Genomic DNA, 20,803 nt, shown 5'->3' on the forward strand with positions numbered 1-20,803 from the left:
AAACAATTATCATGAAAAAAACACAGATACAAATAGCGGTAGTAGCGGTTATAGCCATTATCTCTGCTGTTTTGTATTATCAGCCGGTTAAGGGTTTAATAAAACCTAAAGAAACACGGTCGGCTGGTGGTGTTGCTTCAACGGACGATCATGATCATCCGGCGGCAACAGTAAGTGTTGAACAGGTATCTGAAACATCAAAAGCAGCCATTGGTGAGGCACTTGCCGCAAAGATCAACGATCTTGAAGCGAAGTTAAAAGTTACTGCTGATGACGCCGGTAAGCTGGCTATTCAAAAAGAACTTGCAACACAGTGGGATGATGTTAACCAGCCGGGGCCTGCCGCTTTCTATTATAAAGATGTTGCATCTAAAGAAGGCACGGCCGATAGCTGGGTAAAAGCAGGTAACCGTTTTAATGATGCTTATAAGCTTACGCAGGATACCACGGCACAGCCAACGTACCTTGCCAACGCGGTTGAGGCATTTGAAACAGCACGTAAACTTGCGCCTGATAATTTGGATGTTAAAACAGGCTTAGGTGTGGCCTATGTAAATGGCGGCGCACCAAGCCCAATGCAAGGAATTAGCCTGCTGCTTGAAGTAGTGAAGCAGGACCCGAACAATCGCAATGCTAACCTTAATTTAGGTATGTTTGCCATGAAATCGGGACAGTATGACAAGGCTATAGGCCGGTTTAAAACCGTTATAGCCCAAAAGGCCGAAGTGGAGCCGTATTTTTACCTGGCCGAAAGCTATAAACAGCTGGGGCAGAAAAAAGAAGCTATTGAGGCTTACAACAAATGTAAGGAAATGATGCCTGACCCGGCATTCGGCCAGCGCATTGATGAATACATAAAGGAATTAAAATAAGTTTAACAATATTTAAAAAATTAGTACTATGCCAAGCGGTAAAAAACGTAAGAGACATAAAATGGCTACCCACAAACGTAAAAAACGTTTAAGAAAAAATAGACATAAAAAGAAATAAGCTGTTTTAATTAACAGCTTATTGCCTGCTTTTTAGCAGGCATATTTTTTGTGTTCTTGTTTTTACGTTCTTATTTATTTGCGGCTGCTACGGTAGCTGCTTTAAGAAATGGAGTAGCAGTTGATAAAAGAATTAATTATCGATTCATCCCCCAACGGGGCTACCATTGCACTTTTACAGGATAAACAACTCGTAGAGCTTCATAAAGAGACAGTTACTAACGCTTATACCGTTGGTGATATTTATTTGGGCCGTATTAAAAAAATAATGCCCAGCTTAAATGCTGCCTTTGTTGATGTTGGTTATGAGAAGGATGCGTTTTTGCATTATCTTGATCTTGGTCCGCAGGTGCAAAGCCTGCTTAAATTAACCAAGCAAGTGCGTAGTGGGGGATATCAGTCAAAGCTTTTAGATAACCTGAAGCTTGAAGCTGATATAAACAAGGGTGGTAAGATATCCGAAGTTTTATCGAAGAACCAGCTTATTCCTGTACAGATAGCGAAGGAACCTATTTCAACAAAGGGCCCGCGCTTAAGTGCCGATCTATCTATTGCAGGCCGCTATGTGGTGCTTGTTCCTTTCTCTGAGGTAATATCTATCTCAAAGAAAATTAAAAGCAATACAGAGCGTGTTCGCCTGCGTAAAATAGTAGAAAGCATTAAGCCGAAGCATTTTGGTGTAATTATCCGCACGGTGTCTGAAGGTAAAGGCGTAACCGAAATGCAAAAGGACCTGCTTGATTTAATTACCAAGTGGGAAACCCTGATCACCAAGTTACCGTCTGTTGAGCCGGCTAAGAAGATATTAGGCGAAATTGATCGCACTTCTACCATTTTGAGAGACATCCTCAATTCTGATTTTCAAAGCATTTATGTGAATGATAACGGAATGTATGAGGAAGTACGCTCTTATGTACATGAAATATCACCCGACCTGGAAAGTATAGTGCGCCTGCATAAGCACCGCGACCCTATATTTGAACATTATGGTGTTGAAAAGCAGATAAAATCTGCCTTTGGCAAAACAGTTAACCTTGCCGGTGGCGCCTACCTGGTTATTGAGCATACCGAAGCCCTGCACGTTATTGACGTAAACAGCGGTAACCGTACAGCTAATAAAGAGAACCAGGAAGAGAACGCTTTTCAGGTAAACAAAGAGGCTGCGCGCGAAATTGCCCGTCAGTTACGCCTGCGCGATATGGGCGGTATTGTGGTGATCGATTTTATCGATATGCACAAGCCAACCAACCGTAAGGAGCTTTTTGATTACCTGCGTGCCGAAATGGCGCACGACCGTGCTAAGCACACTATTTTACCGCCAAGTAAATTCGGCCTGGTGCAAATAACGCGGCAACGTGTGCGCCCCGAAATGAACATTGTTACCAATGAGGTATGTCCTACATGCCATGGTACAGGAGCTATACGCCCAACCGTTTTGCTGCTTGATGATATTGAAAACAATTTCAATTATATACTGGTAGAGCAAAACGAGAAAAAAATTACGCTTTGCGTGCACCCATACATTGAGGCCTACATTAAAAAAGGCATCTATAACCGCCAGATGAAGTGGTACTTTAAGTATGGGCAATGGATAAAGGTGAAAAGCAATCCCGCTTACCAAATCACCGAGTTCAGGTTCTTCTCCTCAAAAGACGAAGAAATCAAATTATAATATTCTGCAACAAAAGCAGAGATTAAACGGGCAGATGCTAAAAGTATCTGCCCGTTTTTTGTTTTGGAGGAGGCAGTATAAAATGCTAAATATTTTAGTTTTTAGATTTTATTCTGCACATTTGCACATCAATAATCTGTACATCAAACAACGTGGCTAAAACTAAGATCGCATACTTTTGCCAGAGCTGTGGCTACGAGTCGGCTAAGTGGCTGGGTAAATGCCCCTCATGCTCACAATGGAATACTTTTGCCGAAGAAATTCTGGAAAAAGCGAATACATCCGTACCCGACTGGAAAGCGCCATCCACAAGTTTACAGCGTTCCAATAAACCGGTACCGGTAGCCGATATTACTTTTCGTGAAGAAGACCGCATACTCACCCCCGATAAAGAGTTTAACCGTGTATTGGGGGGCGGCATTGTAGCCGGCTCGCTGGTGCTGATTGGTGGTGAACCGGGTATAGGAAAGTCGACCCTGATGCTGCAACTGGCACTAAATATGCCGACGATGAAGGTGCTCTATGTATCGGGCGAGGAAAGTGAAAGGCAGATCAAGATGCGTGCGGAAAGGTTAACCCCCCAGCCCCCTGAAGGGGGAGCTTTTGATAACCAAGAAACGGGAAGCGGGAAACAGGAATATGGTAAATCCGAAATTGAACATCCGAAATCCGAAATCGCAAACGGAGCCTGTTACATATTAACCGAAACCTCTACTCAAAATATATTTAAGCAGATAGAGCAACTGGAACCTGATCTGGTGGTGATAGATTCTATCCAAACGCTGCACTCATCACATATCGAATCTACCCCGGGCAGTGTATCGCAGGTACGGGAGTGTACTGCCGAGTTACTGCGTTTTGCCAAGGAAACTTCTACACCGGTTTTCCTGATAGGGCATATCACTAAGGACGGCACCATTGCCGGGCCAAAGATATTGGAGCACATGGTTGATACTGTTTTGCAGTTTGAGGGCGACAGGCACCATGTTTACCGCATATTACGCGCGGTGAAGAACCGCTTTGGTTCGGCATCTGAATTGGGTATTTACGAAATGCTTGGCGAGGGTTTGCGCGAGGTATCCAATCCGTCCGAAATATTGTTATCACAACGTGATGAGCCTTTGAGCGGCATCACCATATCAGCCACTTTAGAGGGCATGCGCCCCATGCTGATAGAAACGCAGGCACTGGTGAGCACTTCGGCTTACGGCACGCCTCAGCGTACCGCTACAGGCTTCGATACGCGTCGTATGAGCATGCTGCTGGCCGTACTCGAAAAACGCTGTGGCTTCAGGCTTGGCACTAAAGATGTGTTCCTGAATATCACCGGCGGAATCCGTGTAGAAGACCCTGCTATCGACCTTGGCCTGGCGGCGGCCATCATCTCATCGCACGAGGACATGCCTATTCCCTCAAAAACATGCTTCGCAGGTGAGATCGGGCTATCGGGGGAGATCCGTGCCGTTAACCGTGTAGAACAACGCATCGCCGAAGCACAAAAACTGGGCTTCGAGCAAATATTCATCTCCAAATACAACCTCCCCAAAGCGGGCAATAAAAAAAGCATCGACCTATCGAGGTACACCATTGATGTAAAAGTGGTAGGTAACATTGAAGAGGTATTTGGATTGTTATTTGGGTAAAGGAATTTTTACCATTTAGTTCTCTTTCTTTTACTGTCATGCTGAACGGAGTGAAGCATCTTCTTTTCGCCATGCCCATTTTTTGAGATTTTAGTTTTTAACCGCTGAGGAGGGGAGTTTTTCGCTGAGATCGCGGAGCGGTTAATGTGGATATAGTTCTATATATTGCGAGGTGCGAAGCAATCTCGTCGTGTCCTCTGCGCTTTGTTAAGATTTGACAACTTTTTAAAAGTTGTCAAATCTCGTATTCTAAATTACAGTCAGATATTTCAAAAGATCCATCTTTTTTGTGTTCTTCCTAACACCTTTGGATAAGATCCGAAAATTAGAAAAAGCACAAAAAAGGCGGGAATGAACGTCCCGCCCGGTTCTCGATAATCAGGTGTTAATATTGTTGTTAGTCTTTATGATTGTAGCTGATCACCCTCGTGATCTTCCATTTATCATCCTTTTGTTTCCATATAGTGATAAAACTGGCCGAACCTTGTGGTTCCTTTTTACCGTTTACCATTTTGTAAAAGCGGTGTTCGCCCATTTCCATAGCGCCATAAAAATCGAGTTGATATACCTTGGCACTTACCAGTTGGCGCATCATTCCACCATTTTCGCATACCGATTTCATAGATTTCATCAAATCGTGGCGCGATTCGGTGTAGCCCGTGCGGTCGTTAAAAAACTCCACATCGCTGTCGTAATAATCTTCAAATTTATCAAGGTCACATTTGTTATAGGCATCAAAAACTTCTTTATCTAAAGCGATTATCTTGCTGTATAATGATTTTGAAGCTGCTTTTTTGGTTGATTGCGCGCTGGCTGTAAGTGTAGTACCGGCTAATAGCAGTAATAAAATAGTTGTGTAACGTTTCATGATGTACATATAAACTATAATGGAGGTTGTTTTGTTGGCAATATTTATCTTTATTTACTAAAGCGGTATGTTATGCGCGGTAAATTATTCTTCAGTTGTATAGTAATGCTTTTTATTTGTGCATGCACGGCAAGGCAGCAAAAACAGGGAAGCAGAGTAGTAAAGTTTGAATATAAGGGTTACGGAGATACTACTGTTGCACTTATAGAAGGCAACGTTTATGAAATAACTCATCATGATGACATAACAGATACTGTTCCCGTAGTTAATGTTGAATTAAATGTGGAACAATCGCATAAGGGAGCGTTTACAAGTAGCGAGGGCTTTTTTTCCATAGGTTTTACAAAAGGCACCTTTGATGTTGTGATAAGAAAAGCGGGCTATCAATCATTAAAATTGACGAACTACGAGGCAGATCCTGATCAAATCTTGTTCGCTAAAATTATTTTGGAAAAAGGCTCGGGTGTGAAAACGGTTCAATTACCATCGCGGTCAGTCACACGATAGCGTCTTTATAAACAATTGCTATTTTTGCCACATTAACATAAAACTAACACCCAATGTCATCCCATCATGTAGTGCGCGAAAAACAGGAACCTGCTTTACTGGTGCTCGGTTTAGATAATTTTGAGGATGAATTGTTGGGCCAGTTACTGGAGTGGAGCCCTACCTTGATCGTTACCCCCGATACGGCCGAAATACTCAACGCGCAAGGCATTAAATACGACTGGCTGATAGCCAATCAGGCGGATGCCGACCTGCAATCAGATGTAAAACTGATGCCTGCCGGTGATGACAGCTTTGCGCTGGCGGCTATGAAATGCCTGGTAGCGCAGGGATACCCTTCGGTGAATATCGTTACCGATGAGCTCGATCTGCATAGTTTTGAGTTTTTTGCCGATAAGATCAACCTCGTTATCTACCACGATCATAAAAAGATTTACCCGGTAACCACAGGCTTTAGTAAATGGAAACCCGCCGGTGAAATTATCGAGCTGCTGCTACAGCCCCATAATGTTCAGCACAGCGGGTTGTCCGTTTTGGCGAAAGACAGGTTACAAACCCTGCACGATGGCTTTTTCAGCCTGCAATTTGATCAACCGTTCATTTTTATCGCCGAAGAGATCTGATCACAGCCCGTAGCTGTCGTCATCATCGTCATGCTCGTTAGGATCATGCGCTAATGTAAGATAACGTTGCTGATTAGCGGCATGGGAGCGCGCGCCGGTTTCATTTAAATGGTTGTCGCACTCATTTAAATGACTGTTGGTTATTTTCATAATTTTAGGTATATAATTATATACTAAGCTATTAAGTTATTATTTGGTTTCAAAAAATATTTTTTTGTCGCGGATTTTACCTGATTCCCCTTGTCATCTCGACGAGGAACGAGGAGAGATCTTCTGTTATTTACAGGTAGCAAACATAAAAGGCGAAGAAGATTTCTCTCTGCGTTCGAAATGACAAGATGGAGAACTAATCTCCCGGCAATGTGTTAATTAAATGACAGTCAATTTTCTTAACAAAATAATTTAAAGCACGTTAAACCGTTTAAACATACAATAGTCTATTACATATCAGTACAAACCAATACTGAGTGCTTAACATATTCAAAATGAAAAGGTCATATAAAAATTTGCTTTACATCGCCCTGAGCGGACTTTTATGTTCGTTTACTATACTCTCGGCTGATGCGCAACGCGGAGGCGGTGGTTCTCGTGGTGGCGGTGGTTCTCGCGGCGGCGGCGGCGGTAGTGTGGGTATTTCGCGTCCATCATTTGGTGGCGGTGGCGGCAGTTTTTCGCGTCCTTCGTCGAGCGGCAGTTTCTCCCGCCCATCAAGCGGTAGCTTTTCGCGCCCTTCGGGTAGTGCTGCTACGGTTCGTCCATCTTACGGTGGTTCATATAATAATCGTGTAGGTATTGCGCCGGGTACGCGTCCTTCTTATGGCGTTAGCGGCAACAACAGGTACAATAATTCATACAATACACGTATAAGCCGTGGCGGTTATTACAACCGTGGCGCATATAACCAAAGGGTTTACCGTAACCCATATTATGGCAACAACCGCGGTTATTATCGTGGCGGCCGTTATTACGGAGGCGGTTATTATGGTTATGGCAACCGTGGTTTTTATAATTACTATCGCGGCTATTATAACTCATATTATATGCCTCATATAGGTTTTAGTATCGGCGTTTTGCCTTATGGTTACTATCCTTTTTACTGGAATAACCTACAATACTATTACAGCGATGGTTTATACTATCAGCAACTGAACGATCAGTACACCGTAGTGGAGCCGCCGGTAGGTGCCGAAATTAAAGAACTGCCTTCAAAAGCATCTTCAATAGTGATCAACGGGCAACAATATTACGAGATGAATGGTGTTTACTATCAGCAGGTAACTAAAGATGATGGCACTACCACTTACCAGGTAGCCGGTAAAGATGGTCAGCTGAATACTGATGAGGCCGGTTACGATGAGCAATTGCCACTGGTAGGCGATATCGTTACCGATTTGCCTCAGGACACCCGCAAGGTTAAAGTAAATGGTGAAAAACTGTTTGTATCTCCGGATGGGGTTTATTACAAAGAAGACCATGATGCTAACGATAATAAGGTATATAAAGTAGTAGGCGTACCATCTGACGAGGATGAAAATACCGCACCCGCTGCACCCGTACCTGCCGATAGCGGACAATAAATTTTTAGTGATTAATAATAACGAGGCGGTGAACTTAGGTTTGCCGCCTTTTTTGTTTTTATAAAAACTATACACTGTTTGTGGTGGTACTTATTAATAAACTAACCACCATGAAAAACAATAGTGAATACCAGGACCTGATCAGAACACTGTTGGATTGTGTTTTGGCTTGCGAAAATTGTGCTTCGGCATGTTTGCAGGAGGATGATGTTAAAATGATGGCAGGCTGTGTAAGCCTCGATCGTGATTGTGCCGATATATGCGCCCTGGCCGCGAGGTTGCTGCAACGCGGAGCTGATATTTCATTACAGTATTTATTGCTTTGCGAAGAAATTTGTCGCCAATGTGCCACCGAATGCAGCAAACATGAGCACGTACATTGCCAAAAATGCGCCGAAGCATGCAATAATTGCGCGCAGGCCTGCCATAAATACCACGAACCTATAACACAGAACTAATAATTTCAACTAAAATATCCGGCCCGGCTGCTTTCAGTCGGGCTTTTTTGGTTTATGGAGTAGTTATATGTCTGTGTTTTTATAATTTATTAAGTTTTTATAAAAATATTCCAAATTGGAGAGGAAGATATGCTTTGTAACTATGATAAAGATGTTTTGTTTTTTAATATTTAAGTTAGTAAAGGATATTTATTCAAATTTTTTTAAAAAACTCTTTAAAATATTATAAATTTTATCAATATTGCAGAACTATTGAGAAAATTGGCAATCAAACAATGAGATAAATCATTAAATTGAATTATTTTAAAGATTTGACGAGGGGTTGATAAACAGATTATATATTGTTTTTTGGATGCGGCCAAATAATGTTTAACAAATAGCTTTAAAAAATGGTAATTTTTAAAAATGGAGCGATTAAATAAAGATGAAAGCTTTGAATTTAACCGCTTTGTATTAAACAATATAAATAACCCTAACTAAAAACTATAAAACATGAAAAAAATCCTACCCTTCTTATTACTTGTCGTAGTAGTGATCCTGGCGCTGGTTTACCCATCGGTAGATGTAACTACTGTAAAAGACAGCCAGATCGACAGCGGCGACACCGCATGGCTACTGGTAAGTACCGCCCTTGTACTCATCATGACCCCGGGCCTGGCCTTCTTCTACGGTGGTATGGTGAGCAAAAAGAACGTACTCTCTACCATGATGCAAAGCTTTGTGTGTATGGGCGTGATCACCATCCTTTGGGTGATCTTCGGTTTCAGCCTTGCCTTCGGTGATGATATCGGCGGTGGCTTTATCGGTAACCCCGGCACTTTCTTCATGATGAAAGGCATGCTGGGTAATGCTACCTGGTCTTTAGCCCCTACTATCCCATTGGTATTGTTCGCCATGTTCCAGTTAAAGTTCGCGGTAATTACCCCGGCTTTGATCACCGGTGCATTTGCCGAGCGTATCCGCTTTAACTCTTATGTGATCTTCCTTTGCTTATTCATGATATTCATCTACGCGCCTTTGGCGCACGCTACCTGGCACCCGGATGGTTTCTTCTTTAAATTAGGCGTGCTTGATTTTGCAGGTGGTACCGTGGTACACATGTCTGCAGGCTGGGCTGCTTTGGCTTCTGCTATTTATTTGAAACAACGTACCGATAAAGCGCATTCACCTGCACGTATCAGCTATGTACTGTTAGGTACAGGTTTACTGTGGTTCGGCTGGTTCGGGTTCAACGCGGGTTCTGCCTTAGGTGCCAACGCGCTTGCTGCTACTGCTTTGGGTACTACTACTACGGCTTCTGCCGCTGCTGCCATCGCCTGGATCTTCTTTGATATGCTGCGCGGTAAAAAACCTTCAGTGGTTGGTGCCTGTATAGGTGCGGTGGTTGGTTTGGTGGCTATTACCCCGGCTGCGGGTTTTGTGACTATTCCTCACTCACTCATCATTGGTATAGTTGCCGCAGTGGTAAGTAACCTGGTAGTGATCTGGAGAAGCAAAACTTCTATCGATGATACTTTGGATGTATTCCCTTGCCATGGTGTAGGCGGTATGGTAGGTATGCTGTTAACGGGTGTTTTCGCTCATCAGAATGTGAATGGTGCCAATACCACCGGTAATGGTTTGTTCTACGGTGATACGCACCTGTTCCTGATCCACCTGGCTGCATTGGCCGGCGTATCGGTATTCGCTTTCGTTGGTTCTTTCATCCTGCTGAAAGTAACTGACATGATCAGCAAACTGCGTGTTACTCCGGAAGAGGAACTGGTTGGTTTGGACATCTCGCAACACGACGAAGAATTGTAAGTATATAAGAATTTGATAAATATTAACTGACCTTTATATTTATTTACCAAGCTGTGCCTCACCAGGCACGGCTTTTTTTGTTTATAATTGAGTAGGTATAAATAGCGTATATGATCAATATTATATCCCCAATAAAAATAAAGCTGTGTATTACAGTTATTTGCCTGTTTGCAATGCTGCACGCATCGGCTCAAACTGTAAAGGTAGCGGCGGCGGCCAACTTGCAAACGGTAATTATAGCCCTGCAAAAAGATTTTAAAATGCGCACGGGCATCGATATAGAACCTGTTTCGGGTTCGTCGGGCAAATTGGTGGCACAAATAAGCAACGGTGCGCCTTACGATGTATTCCTGTCGGCCGATATGGATTTCCCGGAGAAACTGTATAAAGACGGTTCGGCTACCGATAAGCCGGAGGTATATGCTTTGGGCAGCCTGATTATTTGCAGCAACAAGCAACTGGCCTTTAATAACTGGCAACAACTGCTGCAAAGCAAATCGGTAAAAAAAATAGCCATAGCCAACCCGGCAATAGCACCTTACGGCAAAGCAGCCGAAGAAGCGCTGACAAAGGCCGGTATCCTCCATAAAATAAAATCCAAAGCTGTTTATGGCGAAAGCATATCACAGGTGAACACTTATATCACCACAGGTGTGGTTGAGGTGGGTTTCACTACGCAATCGTTAGTGAAAGAAACGCAGCCTTTATATTGGAAAGCCATCGATACAAAAATGTACGCGCCCATACAGCAGGGTATAGTGCTGCTAACCCATGCTAAGGACAATATACAGGCTCAAAAATTTTATCAGTATATATTAAGCCCCGTTGCAAAACGTATATTTAAACAATACGGTTATAAAACGCTGTGAACATAGCCCATATTTTTTTGATAGATCTTTCGCCTATATGGCTTACGCTAAAGCTGGCAGGGATAACCACGTTTATTTTACTGCTGGTAGGTTTACCTGCGGCTTGGTGGTTATCAAAAGGACGATCATTCTTTAAAATTATTATTGAGGCTGTTATTACCATGCCGCTGGTATTGCCGCCATCGGTGCTGGGTTTTTATTTGCTGCTGGCTTTTAGTCCGCAAAATGGCTTTGGTAAGTGGCTGCAGAATACATTTGATGTGCAACTGGTATTTTCGTTTGAAGGCCTGGTATTGGCATCGGTTATTTACAGTATGCCGTTTATGATAGGCCCTGTAAAGTCGGCCTTGCAGCAGTTGCCTGTTTCATTGTCGCAGGCATCTTACACACTGGGTAAAAGCAAGTGGCAAACTTTTGTAAAAGTGTTGCTGCCCAACATAAAGCCATCATTATTAACTGCCACAGTACTCACCTTCGCGCATACGCTGGGCGAGTTCGGCGTGGTGCTGATGATAGGTGGCAACATCCCGAACACAACACGCGTGGCATCCATAGCGGTGTATGATGCTGTTGAGCAGATGGATTATGCTTCGGCAGGCAATTATTCGCTGATATTGCTGTGCATTACCTTTGTAATGGTGAGCAGCGTATTTATTTATAACCGGTACCAAGCCAAAAGCCCGCTGGAATGATAATAGTAGATTTTGAAAAAAAGCTTAAGGCTTACAACGGGCAGCAGGCACTAAAGCTGAATCACCAATTCGCGGCAGGTAGCGTTACCAAAATTTACGGGCCATCGGGTGCGGGTAAAAGTACCTTGTTGAAAGTAATAGCCGGTTTGATAAATCCCGAAGCGGGAACAATTACTGTAAATGGCGAAACCTGGCTGGATACAACTAAACAGCTTAACCTTTCTCCGCAAAAACGGCGGGTAGGCTTTGTATTTCAGGATTATGCCTTATTCCCCAACATGACGGTGCAGCAACACCTGGAATATGCTACTACAGATGCAGACTGGATTAAACGCTTATTAACAATAGGCCGATTGGAGGCTTTCGCCACGCATAAACCTGCTTACCTGTCCGGCGGGCAACAGCAACGGCTGGCCATACTGCGGGCCATCGCCATAAAACCCAAAGTACTGCTGATGGACGAGCCATTTTCGGCACTGGATAAGGAAGTTAAAGCTTCGCTGATAAGTGATTTAAAAAAGCTGTTCGCCGAATTGAATTGTACGGTGTTGATAGTTAGCCACAACCAGCAGGAATTGGAGGCTTTTGAGGGAACGGAATTGTACATTAGCGGCGAGTGACTCACCCTGCCTTCGCTTCGCTGGGCGACCCTTTTTGCAAGCAAAAAGAGGGTGAAAACAGAAAAGGGGAGTACCGCAGTCGATAAGGCTCCGGCCGAGTGACGACTATTACGCGGCGTCCCGCCGCCTTCACATGTTAACCAATAATGCATCACGCAACGTAGATTAGTTGAGTTAAAACAAAAAGAGGACCGAAGCCCTCTCTTTTATCACAACTTCCAACTAAAAAAGGAATTACATTTTGCCGGTATCCTTACCCATCTTATCGTCGCCCATTTTATCCGATCCCATTTTGTCCATTTTGCCTTTTTTCTTGGCTTTCACTTTGTCGGCCTTCTTTTTTGTTTTGCCGGTATCGCTGGCAGCGGTAATATGTCCGCCTTTAATTGGGACGATGGTTGATGCCTGTACATTAAGCACGCTGCCGATGGTAATTACAAATGCGGCAACTACTGTTAATAAAATTGATTTGCTGATTTTTACTGATTGATTCGTTTTCATTTTTATTTGTTTGTTTCCTGCTTAGTCGCAGTTTGCTTACAAACCTTACGGCATTTTTTAATTTTTATTCAGTTCATCATCAATCAGGTTTTGCAGGCGCTGTTTGTAGGCATCATCCAGCCTGGTTTCGGCCGAGCGCCTGAACAATTGCTTTACCATTTCGTTGATCTGCCTGCTTTGCTTGTTAAACAACCGGCACATAGAACAACCGGTGAGATGGATGCGCAATTCCACCGTTTCCCTGAATGTAAGGCCATCGGTATGCTTCTTCTCTATTAAAAAAGTAGCGTGCTTACAGTTGTTTTGTATGTTTTTTAATCTGCTCATGTTACTTTAATTTATAGCCAGTGTTTTTGAAGGCATGCCCTCAAATTGAGCTTGGCCCTGTGTATAATAACCCAAAAGTTAGCCGCGCTTAACTTGAGTTCGGTGCAAATGGTTTCGGTAGGCGTATCGTCCAGGTGTTTCATGCTGAAAACCGACATCCACATAGGCGGCAGCTTTTGCATACACTTTTGCAGTATGCTGTTAAATTCCTTATTGGTTAATAACGCGTTGCCATCGGCACCCCACGATAGTGGTTGGTGTTCGGATTTCCAGTGCCCGGTATCTTCATCAAAAAAGTCCTGCTGTTCTTCAATCGCCTTGATCTCGCTGAAAGCCGGACTCCCCGCTTTTTTGCGGTAGGCATCAACTATTTTATTTTTAAGAATACTTACCAACCAAGTGCGTTCTGTACTGCGGTTTTCAAAAGTTCCTAATCGTTCTAACGCGGCCAAAAAAGTTTCCTGTACCAGGTCTTTCGCCTGTTCTTCATTGTTTAAGCGTGAAATAGCATATCCAAACAGGAAATCGGCATAGTTATTAACCCACTTACCCGGGTCGGGTACGGGCGTATTTACATCCATATATTATTACTATAGTGTTTTGTCAGATGATTAGTCGTATTCGGCTATGTATCCTTACAATAAAATTGAAATTTAACTTCTTTATTTTGAGGTAGATAATAAAAAGATAAAATTTATTGTAAGGATTTACCCTTACCGTCGACTAATTACGTAAATCATCATAGTAAATTAAACAGAAGCAGCAACATGAAAAATATAAAGTTATACAGCTTGCTATGCCTGGTAACCATATTGCTTACAGCAAGCGCTTTCAAAAACGGCGGTCACGCTGAATACAAAGAGAATAAGAAGCAAACAGGTTTTGCTGTTATAGAGCTTTTCACATCAGAGGGATGTTCAAGCTGTCCTGCGGCAGATGCGGTATTGGCAAAAATACAACAGGAAAAGAAAGATCAGCAGGTATATATATTAGCCTACCATGTTGATTACTGGAACCGTTTAGGCTGGAAAGATGCATTTAGTAAACATGCATATTCTGAAAGGCAATACAAATACACCGGTTGGATAAAGGGTGCATCGGTATATACGCCGCAGGTTGTGGTAAACGGCAAAACAGAATTTGTAGGTTCGCAGGAAGGAACATTACGGAATGCAATTACCGCATCATTAAAGGAGCAACACAACACACGCTTATTATTAAACGGACTAAAGGTTGATAAAAGTGGGGTAACCGTTAATTATGAAGCTGAAAATGCCGGTATTAAAGATGTGTTATTGTTCGCTTTAGTACAGAAAAATGCCCGTACTGTGGTGAAAAGCGGCGAGAATGAAGGCCGTACATTACCTCATGTGCAAATAGTACGTGAGCTACAACAGGTTACTGCCGATAAAGCATCAGGTTCGATTACCCTGCCATTGCCAACAGGGTTTAATACTGGAGGTTACGAAGTAATTGGCTTGGTGCAGAACAGCGCGAACGGCGGTATTGAGGCAGCCTCAAAAGTGGCCTTCGCAACCAACGGAACAATGGCCGTTATAAAACGTTGAAGATAAATACCGAACAAGAACAGCAACCATGAAGGTTATTAAAGAAAAACACCCTTTAGCCATACGTTGGGCACACTGGATAAATTTCCCGGTGCTGAGCATTATGATATGGAGCGGTATGCTGATCTATTGGGCTAACGATGCTTACAGTATCACGCTGTTCGGGCATACGTTTGTGAAGTTTTTCCCGGAGTGGTTCTATAAAACATTCCATATCACACGCCGCCTGTCCGAAGGAATGGCCTTCCACTTTTTGTTTATGTGGGCTTTTTTGCTGAACGGTATCGCTTATGTGTTATACACCTGGCTTTCGGGCGAATGGCGGGAGTTGCTGCCTAATAAACACTCGTTTAAAGAGGCCTGGCTGGTGCTGCTGCACGATCTGCATATTAGAAAGATGGCTCCGCCTCAAAAAAAATATAACGCGGCCCAGCGCATTGCTTACTCAGCCATTATCGTGATGGGGTTCGGCTCTATCATTACCGGACTGGCAATTTATAAACCGGTACAGTTCAACTGGCTGGTTTGGCTGTGCGGAGGTTACCACTTGGCGCGGATATGGCATTTTGTGTTAACTATTGGTTATGTGCTGTTTTTTGTGGTGCATATTGTGCAGGTGATATTGGCCGGGTGGAGTAACTTTCGATCGGTTATAACAGGTTTTGAAGTGGTTGATGAGCCGGTAACTGCACCTCCTGCGCCTGTTATTGAGCCCGAGCCTGAAATTAAACCCAAAGCAGACGATGACAAGTAAACCCATGAAAAAGGTAAAAAAAGAACTCACCATTGAGCAAAAGATAAGCAGGCGAAACTTTATTTCGATGGGGAGCTTTGTTGTATTATCGGGTGCGGCTTATGGTGGCTGGCGATGGTTATATAAGTCGCCCTTAGAAAAACCTTCGATAACCGGGCATGCTCACGAGCCTTTACGGAGGGCGCTTAACCAAACCGAACTGTTTTTTCGCAGGCTGTACAGCAATAATAACCTTGTAAAAACCTACCCTAAAGCACGTGCGGCAAAACAAGTACGGGTAAATAGTTTTATAGGCTTAGCGGATGAAGATTTTGAACCTGCCGACTGGAAACTCCAGATCAATAAAGGCAGGGGAGAGATATTGCAGCTTTCGCTGGATGATTTGAAAGCCTTGCCCAAAACAGAGATCATCTTCGATTTTAAATGCGTGGAAGGCTGGGACCAGATCTCGCATTGGGCAGGTGTAAAGTTTACAGATCTGGTAGAACATTATAACCTGCACGAACAGGCTAAACTTAGTTATGTAGGTTTGGCTACGCCCGATAAAAAGTACTATGTGGGGGTAGATATGCCCAGCGCCCTGCACCCGCAAACATTACTGGCTTATGAGGTAAACGATAAACCATTGCCGATGGACAATGGCCAGCCCTTACGATTGATCATCCCGGTGAAGTATGGTATTAAGAATTTGAAACGGATAGGCTCCATCAGCTTCAGCAATACCCGCCCGCCCGATTACTGGGCCGAACGGGGCTACGATTATTATTCGGGTTTATAATTAGTCCTGATCGATATATACGGCTTTGCCTACTTCCTCCAGCCATTGGCGGGCTTCGTCCTTATCATTAAAGGTTTTAATCACAACATTGCCCTTTAGCGCACGTATAGCCATATCTGCCGAGAGGCGGCTAAACGTACTTGGTGAGTATGCCCATGCCAAAAACTGCAGTCCGGCTTCTTCCAGCATCGGGAAACATTCTTTACCTACCCACTCGGCGGCATCTTCCCAACTACCCATTACGTTGGCGTTATTGTTGAGCACCATTTTGCAATCGTGCTTTTTCAAAAGATCGCATAATTTAAGGCAACCGGCTTTTATGGTATGCAGGCTCAAAAAGCCACGCCAGTCCATCCGGAGATATTTGTTTTCCTCGTCGTAAGTGATCTCCAGTCCCGGATCGCGGTAGCTGTTGCAATCTGTTTTAATACCCGCCTTAATGGCCGACATGGTAGATAGCGGCAGCCTCACACTGAATACAGTGCCCTTGCCCGGCCTGCTCTCCACCCAAACATTGCCGTGATGGCGCCTGGTTACAGTTGAAACCTTGGCCAGGCCCTCACCTAACTCCCGCGACACATCCCTCTTTATAAAGCCTAAAAATATCTTGTTAAGTACACGCGAATCAATGCCTTCGCCAAAATCCTGTACAGAAACCACAGCGTTTTGATTTACCTTGCTTAAGGTTAACACAACATGATCGGCATAGGGCGAAAACTTAATGGCATTATCCAGCAGGTTCTCCACCGCTACACGTATACCATGCTTGCTACCGTAGTACATGATATTGGCCGATGCTTTAAAAACAACACGGTGCGTGGGGTGGGTGTTTTTATAATCGCATATCACATCTTTCAACAGGTCGTTAATGCAAAACTCTGCCATTTCAAAAGCGAGTTCTTTTAATCCGTCGCCGTCGTTTACTTTTTTGTTGATCGTTTTAATCACATCATCCAGTTCGTAACTGCATGCCTGTACCTGCTCGGCAATCTCCTTAAACTCCTCGGGGCGTATTACGTTATCTTTTATTAAATTGGTGAGGCCCAACAGGCTTGCCACCGGTTTGCGGATATAATGTGAGTTAAGGAAGGAGATCTCCTTCAGTTGTTCTATTTTTTCGAGTAATACCTCCTGTGCCAGTTTAATATGGGTTACATCTCTGAAGTGTACCAATATACCATCTTCGCCGGGGTAGGCATTAGTAAAGAACCATCGTTGTATGGGCCAAAAATATTCGGTAAATTCTACGTTGATCTTGTGCGTGCAGGCTTTTTCAATGTAGGTGTAAAAATCAGAATGCACTGCTTCGGGGAAAACATCCCATATATTTTTGCCCAGCACATACTCGCGGTTGTAGCCAAGCAATTTTTCTGCGGCGTTATTCCAGTAAGTAATATTGCCGTTAGGGTCCAGCTGGTAAAAACCAATGGTGGTGCTATCCAGCAAACGGTTCAGTTTTGATTCGGTAAGCTGAAGTTTGCCTTGTATATCTTTTTTGGCCTCAATGCACTGCGCCTGAATCAGCTTTGCGGGTATATCATTGTAAGCAATATCATAAGCCTGTATTTCTACATGGAAAATAGCGCCGCTTTTAGTAACATGCCTGAACTCCGATTCATAAATATCTTTCGGCTCTTTGCTGTTCAAAATTTCTTCAAGTAAGTGAATGTCTTCAACAGGCCGCAGGTCGCGGGTGCTTTTTCCAATGAACTCTTCGCGCGAATAGCCATAGCGCTTTATCGCGGCCTCGTTAACTTCCAGTATCAGCAGGGAGTTGATGGCGTACACCCACATTGGTTGCTGGTTTTGATAAAAAAGGGCATCCAGATTATTCATGGCAGATGAATTGAATATTCGTCTTTATAAAGCTACGAACGCGAAGCGATTATGTTTAATAATGCTGTAAATGAACATAATGAACAAATGCCGCTGAATTTGAGTTTAGCTTAAGATCGTATATAAATAAGAGCCCGCGGTAAATTTTAGTAACTTAATTTGCATATTGCAGTGATGCCAATCGCTAAACTACCTTTCACCAAACAGCTTGCATACGCCTGCGGAATGACGGGTTGGAGCATGATGACAAATATCATCATTGTGATGCTTCCGTATTATTATTTACCGCCATCAAATGCCGGGCTGATCCCTTTGGTGCCGCAGTTACTGGTGTTCGGCTTGTTCAATATCATGTCGCTGATAGCAGCTTCGGGGCGTTTTGTGGATGCCTTGTTCGACCCCTATATCGCTTCGCTCAGCGATAAAAGTACCAATCCTAAAGGTCGCCGGATCCCATTTATGAAATGGGCCATATTGCCCGCCGTAATTTCGTGCTGCCTTACCTTTTATCCATTGGTTAAGGGCGAAAGTATGCTCAACGCATCGTGGCTGACTACTACACTGGTGTTCTTCTTTATGGGAGCCACAGCCTATATCATCCCCTACAACGCGCTGATGCCTGAACTAACCGAAACGGCTGCCGAAAAGGTAAAGCTGTCATCATTTCAGCAGGTGGGCTTTGTGGTAGGGATCATCATTGCCGCATTCGTAAATAACTTTGCCGACCTGGTACAACACAATTTTGATATTGCCGACCGTAACCAAGCCGTGCAGTATACCATTTGGGGAATAGCAGTAGTTGCCGGTTTGATCATGCTGATACCCGTACTGGCTATCGATGAGCGCAAATACTCCAACAGTAAACCATCGCACTTGCCGTTGTTGCCTGCCATTAGCAAAACCTTCAGCAACCGTAATTTTAAATATTATCTTATTTCTGATTTTTCTTTTTACATGGCGCTCAGCATCATATCAAGTGGCTTACTGTTCTTTGTAACGGTACTGCTAAAACTGCCCGAATCCATAGGTGGTGTGCTGATGGGGGCTATGGTGGTGGGCTCACTGCTGTTTTATCCGCTTATTAATTACCTGTCGAAAAAAATAGGGAAGAAACCGATCATCCTGTTCTCGTTCGGGTTGTTGAGCTTAATTTTTGTGGCGATATATTTTTTGGGGAAGTTTCCTTTTTCCTCAACTATACAAATTTACATGCTGGTGTTATCGGCCGCTTTCCCGCTGGCTTCTCTGGGGATATTGCCCAATGCCATACTCGCCGAAATTGCCCAGCAGGATGCCATTGATACCGGCGAAAACAGGGAGGGAATGTTCTTTGCGGTGAAGTACCTGTTTGTAAAATTAGGGCAAACGTTGGGTATAGCGCTCTTCGCTTTCCTTACCGTATATGGTAAAGATCCCGGCAACGATCATGGTCTGCGTATGAACGGTATTTGCGGTTTCGCTTTGTGCATACTGGCACTGATATTTTTCAGTCAGTTTAAGGAGCAGAAACCAACAGCTTAAGTTATTAGTGAGCTATTGTGTAACCGTGTTTAAAAAGGTTTCCACAGCGTAGGTAGATAACTGGCCGCCTGGCCCGTTCAGGTTATAATCAAAGCCATGAGTAGCCCACGGCAGTTTAAGCCAATAATGTTTAATACCGTTTTGCTGTAGCTTGTCGTTTAGTCGCCGGCTATGTTCATAGGCCACTAATACATCATTTGCTCCGTGAATAATAAGGGTTGGCGGCGACTGCTTATCCACAAATTCAATAGGTGAGCTGGCTACATAGTTTTGCGGCACTTTGTTGTATGGCCCGCCAAGGTACCTGTGCATCACCGCGCGCGAATCCATCACCCAAGGATTTGCCGGTAGTGAATAGCCCCAAACCATATCCGCAGGTCCATAAAAATCTATTACGCCTTTCAGGCTGCTATGGTGTAACGTGTAAGCGGCAAGCAACACGATTTGCGCCCCTGCCGAGCGGCCAAGCAATACAAATTTATTGGTATCAATATGGAAATTACCGGCATTTTGGCGCAGATAATTCAAGGCTGCCTTTACATCTTCAACCGGTGCCGGATTTTGATAATCAGGGGCAAGGCGGTAATTAACAGACGCTACGTTATATCCTCGTTTTGCCAGGTAGCTGTTCAGTTCGGGTAATTGTTTACTATTGCCGCTACTCCACGAACCGCCGTGGATAACGATTACGCAAGGCCTTGTACCGGGCTGTTGCGATGGATAATAATCCAGCGTTAAACTAATGCCGGGATAGGTTTTATACACGAGACTTTGATAGGCAATTACGCTATCGCTAAATTTAAACAGTTTCCCCAGTTTAAAGGCTGAACTTTCGGTAGCTAATATCGTTCGCGAACCAAAGGCCGCTTGCATTTCGATTTTGATAGAACGCGATATAATGAATGACCGGATGATAGGCGAGATGAACAACAGAAAGGTAACTATCCCCAATATCGTACCCGCTGTCCGGTACTTTTGCGGCCAATATCCTGATGCGGTTATCGCAACCGTAACCCCGGCAAATATCACAGGGAACTCACTCACCATAATAGCCAGCAGCCAAAAGTAATAGGCCGGTGCATCAAACAGGTTAAGCAGCGAAGCAAGGAAAAGTATGATGAGTAATGTTAAGCGTATCATGCCATTGGTTTTGCTACTAACAGAAAAGCACCGCTTAAAAAACGATGCTTTTTGCTG

At 43.8% G+C, this 20,803-nt stretch carries 22 protein-coding genes; 15 read left to right on the plus strand and 7 right to left on the minus strand.

The window, feature by feature from the left end; translation table 11 throughout:
- Positions 1-11: 11 nt before the first annotated feature.
- The 3 genes from ABD894_RS14115 to radA all read left to right on the plus strand — a co-directional run bounded on the left by ABD894_RS14115 (position 12) and on the right by radA (position 4,304).
- Positions 12-872 carry a tetratricopeptide repeat protein gene (locus tag ABD894_RS14115; protein WP_345211694.1) on the plus strand — a complete coding sequence of 287 codons (861 nt, stop codon included), beginning with the start codon at positions 12-14 and terminating at the stop codon, positions 870-872.
- 238 nt (positions 873-1,110) lie between these two features.
- The gene (locus ABD894_RS14125; protein WP_345211695.1) at positions 1,111-2,661 is read left to right on the plus strand and encodes an Rne/Rng family ribonuclease; all 1,551 of its coding nucleotides are present in this window, start codon (positions 1,111-1,113) and stop codon (positions 2,659-2,661) included.
- Positions 2,662-2,813: 152 nt separating this feature from the next.
- Positions 2,814-4,304 (plus strand): DNA repair protein RadA, encoded by a 1,491-nt coding sequence (gene radA, locus ABD894_RS14130; RefSeq protein ID WP_345211696.1) that lies wholly within the window; start codon positions 2,814-2,816, stop codon positions 4,302-4,304.
- Positions 4,305-4,701: 397 nt separating this feature from the next.
- Here radA and ABD894_RS14135 read toward each other — a convergent pair whose 3' ends face one another.
- The gene (locus ABD894_RS14135; protein WP_345211697.1) at positions 4,702-5,172 is read right to left on the minus strand and encodes a nuclear transport factor 2 family protein; all 471 of its coding nucleotides are present in this window, start codon (positions 5,170-5,172) and stop codon (positions 4,702-4,704) included.
- A 72-nt stretch (positions 5,173-5,244) separates the two neighbouring features.
- Here ABD894_RS14135 and ABD894_RS14140 point away from each other — a divergent pair, with 72 nt between their 5' ends.
- Both ABD894_RS14140 and ABD894_RS14145 read left to right on the plus strand, forming a co-directional pair.
- Complete coding sequence (locus tag ABD894_RS14140; protein WP_345211698.1) at positions 5,245-5,679, plus strand: hypothetical protein; 435 nt, start codon at positions 5,245-5,247, stop codon at positions 5,677-5,679.
- Positions 5,680-5,732: 53 nt separating this feature from the next.
- Complete coding sequence (locus ABD894_RS14145; protein WP_345211699.1) at positions 5,733-6,302, plus strand: polysaccharide deacetylase family protein; 570 nt, start codon at positions 5,733-5,735, stop codon at positions 6,300-6,302.
- Here ABD894_RS14145 and ABD894_RS14150 read toward each other — a convergent pair whose 3' ends face one another.
- Entirely contained in the window at positions 6,303-6,452 is a 150-nt protein-coding gene (locus ABD894_RS14150; protein WP_345211700.1) for a hypothetical protein, read from the minus strand.
- A 335-nt stretch (positions 6,453-6,787) separates the two neighbouring features.
- On the opposite strand from ABD894_RS14150, the gene ABD894_RS14155 reads away from it, so the two are divergent.
- The 6 genes from ABD894_RS14155 (at position 6,788) to ABD894_RS14180 (ending at position 12,321) form a co-directional block, all read left to right on the plus strand.
- Positions 6,788-7,879, plus strand: coding sequence for a DUF6515 family protein (locus ABD894_RS14155; protein ID WP_345211701.1), 1,092 nt, complete (start codon positions 6,788-6,790; stop codon positions 7,877-7,879).
- A 110-nt stretch (positions 7,880-7,989) separates the two neighbouring features.
- Positions 7,990-8,337, plus strand: coding sequence for a four-helix bundle copper-binding protein (locus ABD894_RS14160; protein WP_345211702.1), 348 nt, complete (start codon positions 7,990-7,992; stop codon positions 8,335-8,337).
- Between the two features lie 492 nt (positions 8,338-8,829).
- The gene (locus ABD894_RS14165; protein WP_345211543.1) at positions 8,830-10,140 is read left to right on the plus strand and encodes an ammonium transporter; all 1,311 of its coding nucleotides are present in this window, start codon (positions 8,830-8,832) and stop codon (positions 10,138-10,140) included.
- 173 nt (positions 10,141-10,313) lie between these two features.
- Positions 10,314-11,009, plus strand: a complete 696-nt coding sequence (gene modA, locus ABD894_RS14170; protein ID WP_345211703.1) for a molybdate ABC transporter substrate-binding protein — start codon at positions 10,314-10,316, stop codon at positions 11,007-11,009.
- Positions 11,006-11,701 (plus strand): molybdate ABC transporter permease subunit, encoded by a 696-nt coding sequence (gene modB / locus ABD894_RS14175; RefSeq protein WP_345211704.1) that lies wholly within the window; start codon positions 11,006-11,008, stop codon positions 11,699-11,701. Before modA ends, modB begins: the two co-directional genes overlap by 4 nt.
- Positions 11,698-12,321, plus strand: coding sequence for an ATP-binding cassette domain-containing protein (locus ABD894_RS14180; RefSeq protein WP_345211705.1), 624 nt, complete (start codon positions 11,698-11,700; stop codon positions 12,319-12,321). The genes modB and ABD894_RS14180 overlap by 4 nt, the downstream gene beginning before the upstream one ends.
- 234 nt (positions 12,322-12,555) lie before the next feature.
- Here the strand turns inward: ABD894_RS14180 and ABD894_RS14185 are convergent, their stop codons facing one another.
- Genes ABD894_RS14185 through ABD894_RS14195 form a run of 3 tightly spaced genes read right to left on the minus strand, consistent with a single transcriptional unit; the run spans position 12,556 to position 13,730 of the window.
- Positions 12,556-12,822, minus strand: coding sequence for a hypothetical protein (locus ABD894_RS14185; protein ID WP_345211706.1), 267 nt, complete (start codon positions 12,820-12,822; stop codon positions 12,556-12,558).
- 57 nt (positions 12,823-12,879) lie between these two features.
- Positions 12,880-13,149 (minus strand): hypothetical protein, encoded by a 270-nt coding sequence (locus ABD894_RS14190; protein ID WP_345211707.1) that lies wholly within the window; start codon positions 13,147-13,149, stop codon positions 12,880-12,882.
- An 11-nt stretch (positions 13,150-13,160) separates the two neighbouring features.
- Positions 13,161-13,730, minus strand: coding sequence for a sigma-70 family RNA polymerase sigma factor (locus ABD894_RS14195; RefSeq protein ID WP_345211708.1), 570 nt, complete (start codon positions 13,728-13,730; stop codon positions 13,161-13,163).
- Between the two features lie 186 nt (positions 13,731-13,916).
- On the opposite strand from ABD894_RS14195, the gene ABD894_RS14200 reads away from it, so the two are divergent.
- The 3 genes from ABD894_RS14200 to ABD894_RS14210 are packed head-to-tail and all read left to right on the plus strand — an operon-like array spanning position 13,917 to position 16,249.
- Positions 13,917-14,717 (plus strand): DUF1223 domain-containing protein, encoded by an 801-nt coding sequence (locus tag ABD894_RS14200; protein WP_345211709.1) that lies wholly within the window; start codon positions 13,917-13,919, stop codon positions 14,715-14,717.
- A 28-nt stretch (positions 14,718-14,745) separates the two neighbouring features.
- The gene (locus ABD894_RS14205; RefSeq protein ID WP_345211710.1) at positions 14,746-15,471 is read left to right on the plus strand and encodes a cytochrome b/b6 domain-containing protein; all 726 of its coding nucleotides are present in this window, start codon (positions 14,746-14,748) and stop codon (positions 15,469-15,471) included.
- Positions 15,472-15,475: 4 nt separating this feature from the next.
- Complete coding sequence (locus ABD894_RS14210) at positions 15,476-16,249, plus strand: molybdopterin-dependent oxidoreductase (protein WP_345211711.1); 774 nt, start codon at positions 15,476-15,478, stop codon at positions 16,247-16,249.
- Here ABD894_RS14210 and ABD894_RS14215 read toward each other — a convergent pair whose 3' ends face one another.
- On the minus strand, positions 16,250-18,085 hold the full coding sequence (locus tag ABD894_RS14215; RefSeq protein ID WP_345211712.1) for a PAS domain S-box protein: 1,836 nt from the start codon (positions 18,083-18,085) through the stop codon (positions 16,250-16,252).
- A 174-nt stretch (positions 18,086-18,259) separates the two neighbouring features.
- Between ABD894_RS14215 and ABD894_RS14220 the strand changes: the two genes are divergently transcribed.
- Complete coding sequence (locus ABD894_RS14220; RefSeq protein WP_345211713.1) at positions 18,260-19,606, plus strand: MFS transporter; 1,347 nt, start codon at positions 18,260-18,262, stop codon at positions 19,604-19,606.
- 12 nt (positions 19,607-19,618) lie between these two features.
- Here the strand turns inward: ABD894_RS14220 and ABD894_RS14225 are convergent, their stop codons facing one another.
- Positions 19,619-20,746: an alpha/beta hydrolase fold domain-containing protein gene (locus ABD894_RS14225; protein WP_345211714.1), complete on the minus strand. Its 1,128-nt coding sequence runs from the start codon at positions 20,744-20,746 to the stop codon at positions 19,619-19,621.
- Positions 20,747-20,803: the final 57 nt, after the last annotated feature.

Origin of the sequence: Mucilaginibacter gynuensis, from assembly GCF_039541195.1 — a bacterium.
In the GTDB taxonomy this organism is placed as follows: domain Bacteria; phylum Bacteroidota; class Bacteroidia; order Sphingobacteriales; family Sphingobacteriaceae; genus Mucilaginibacter; species Mucilaginibacter gynuensis.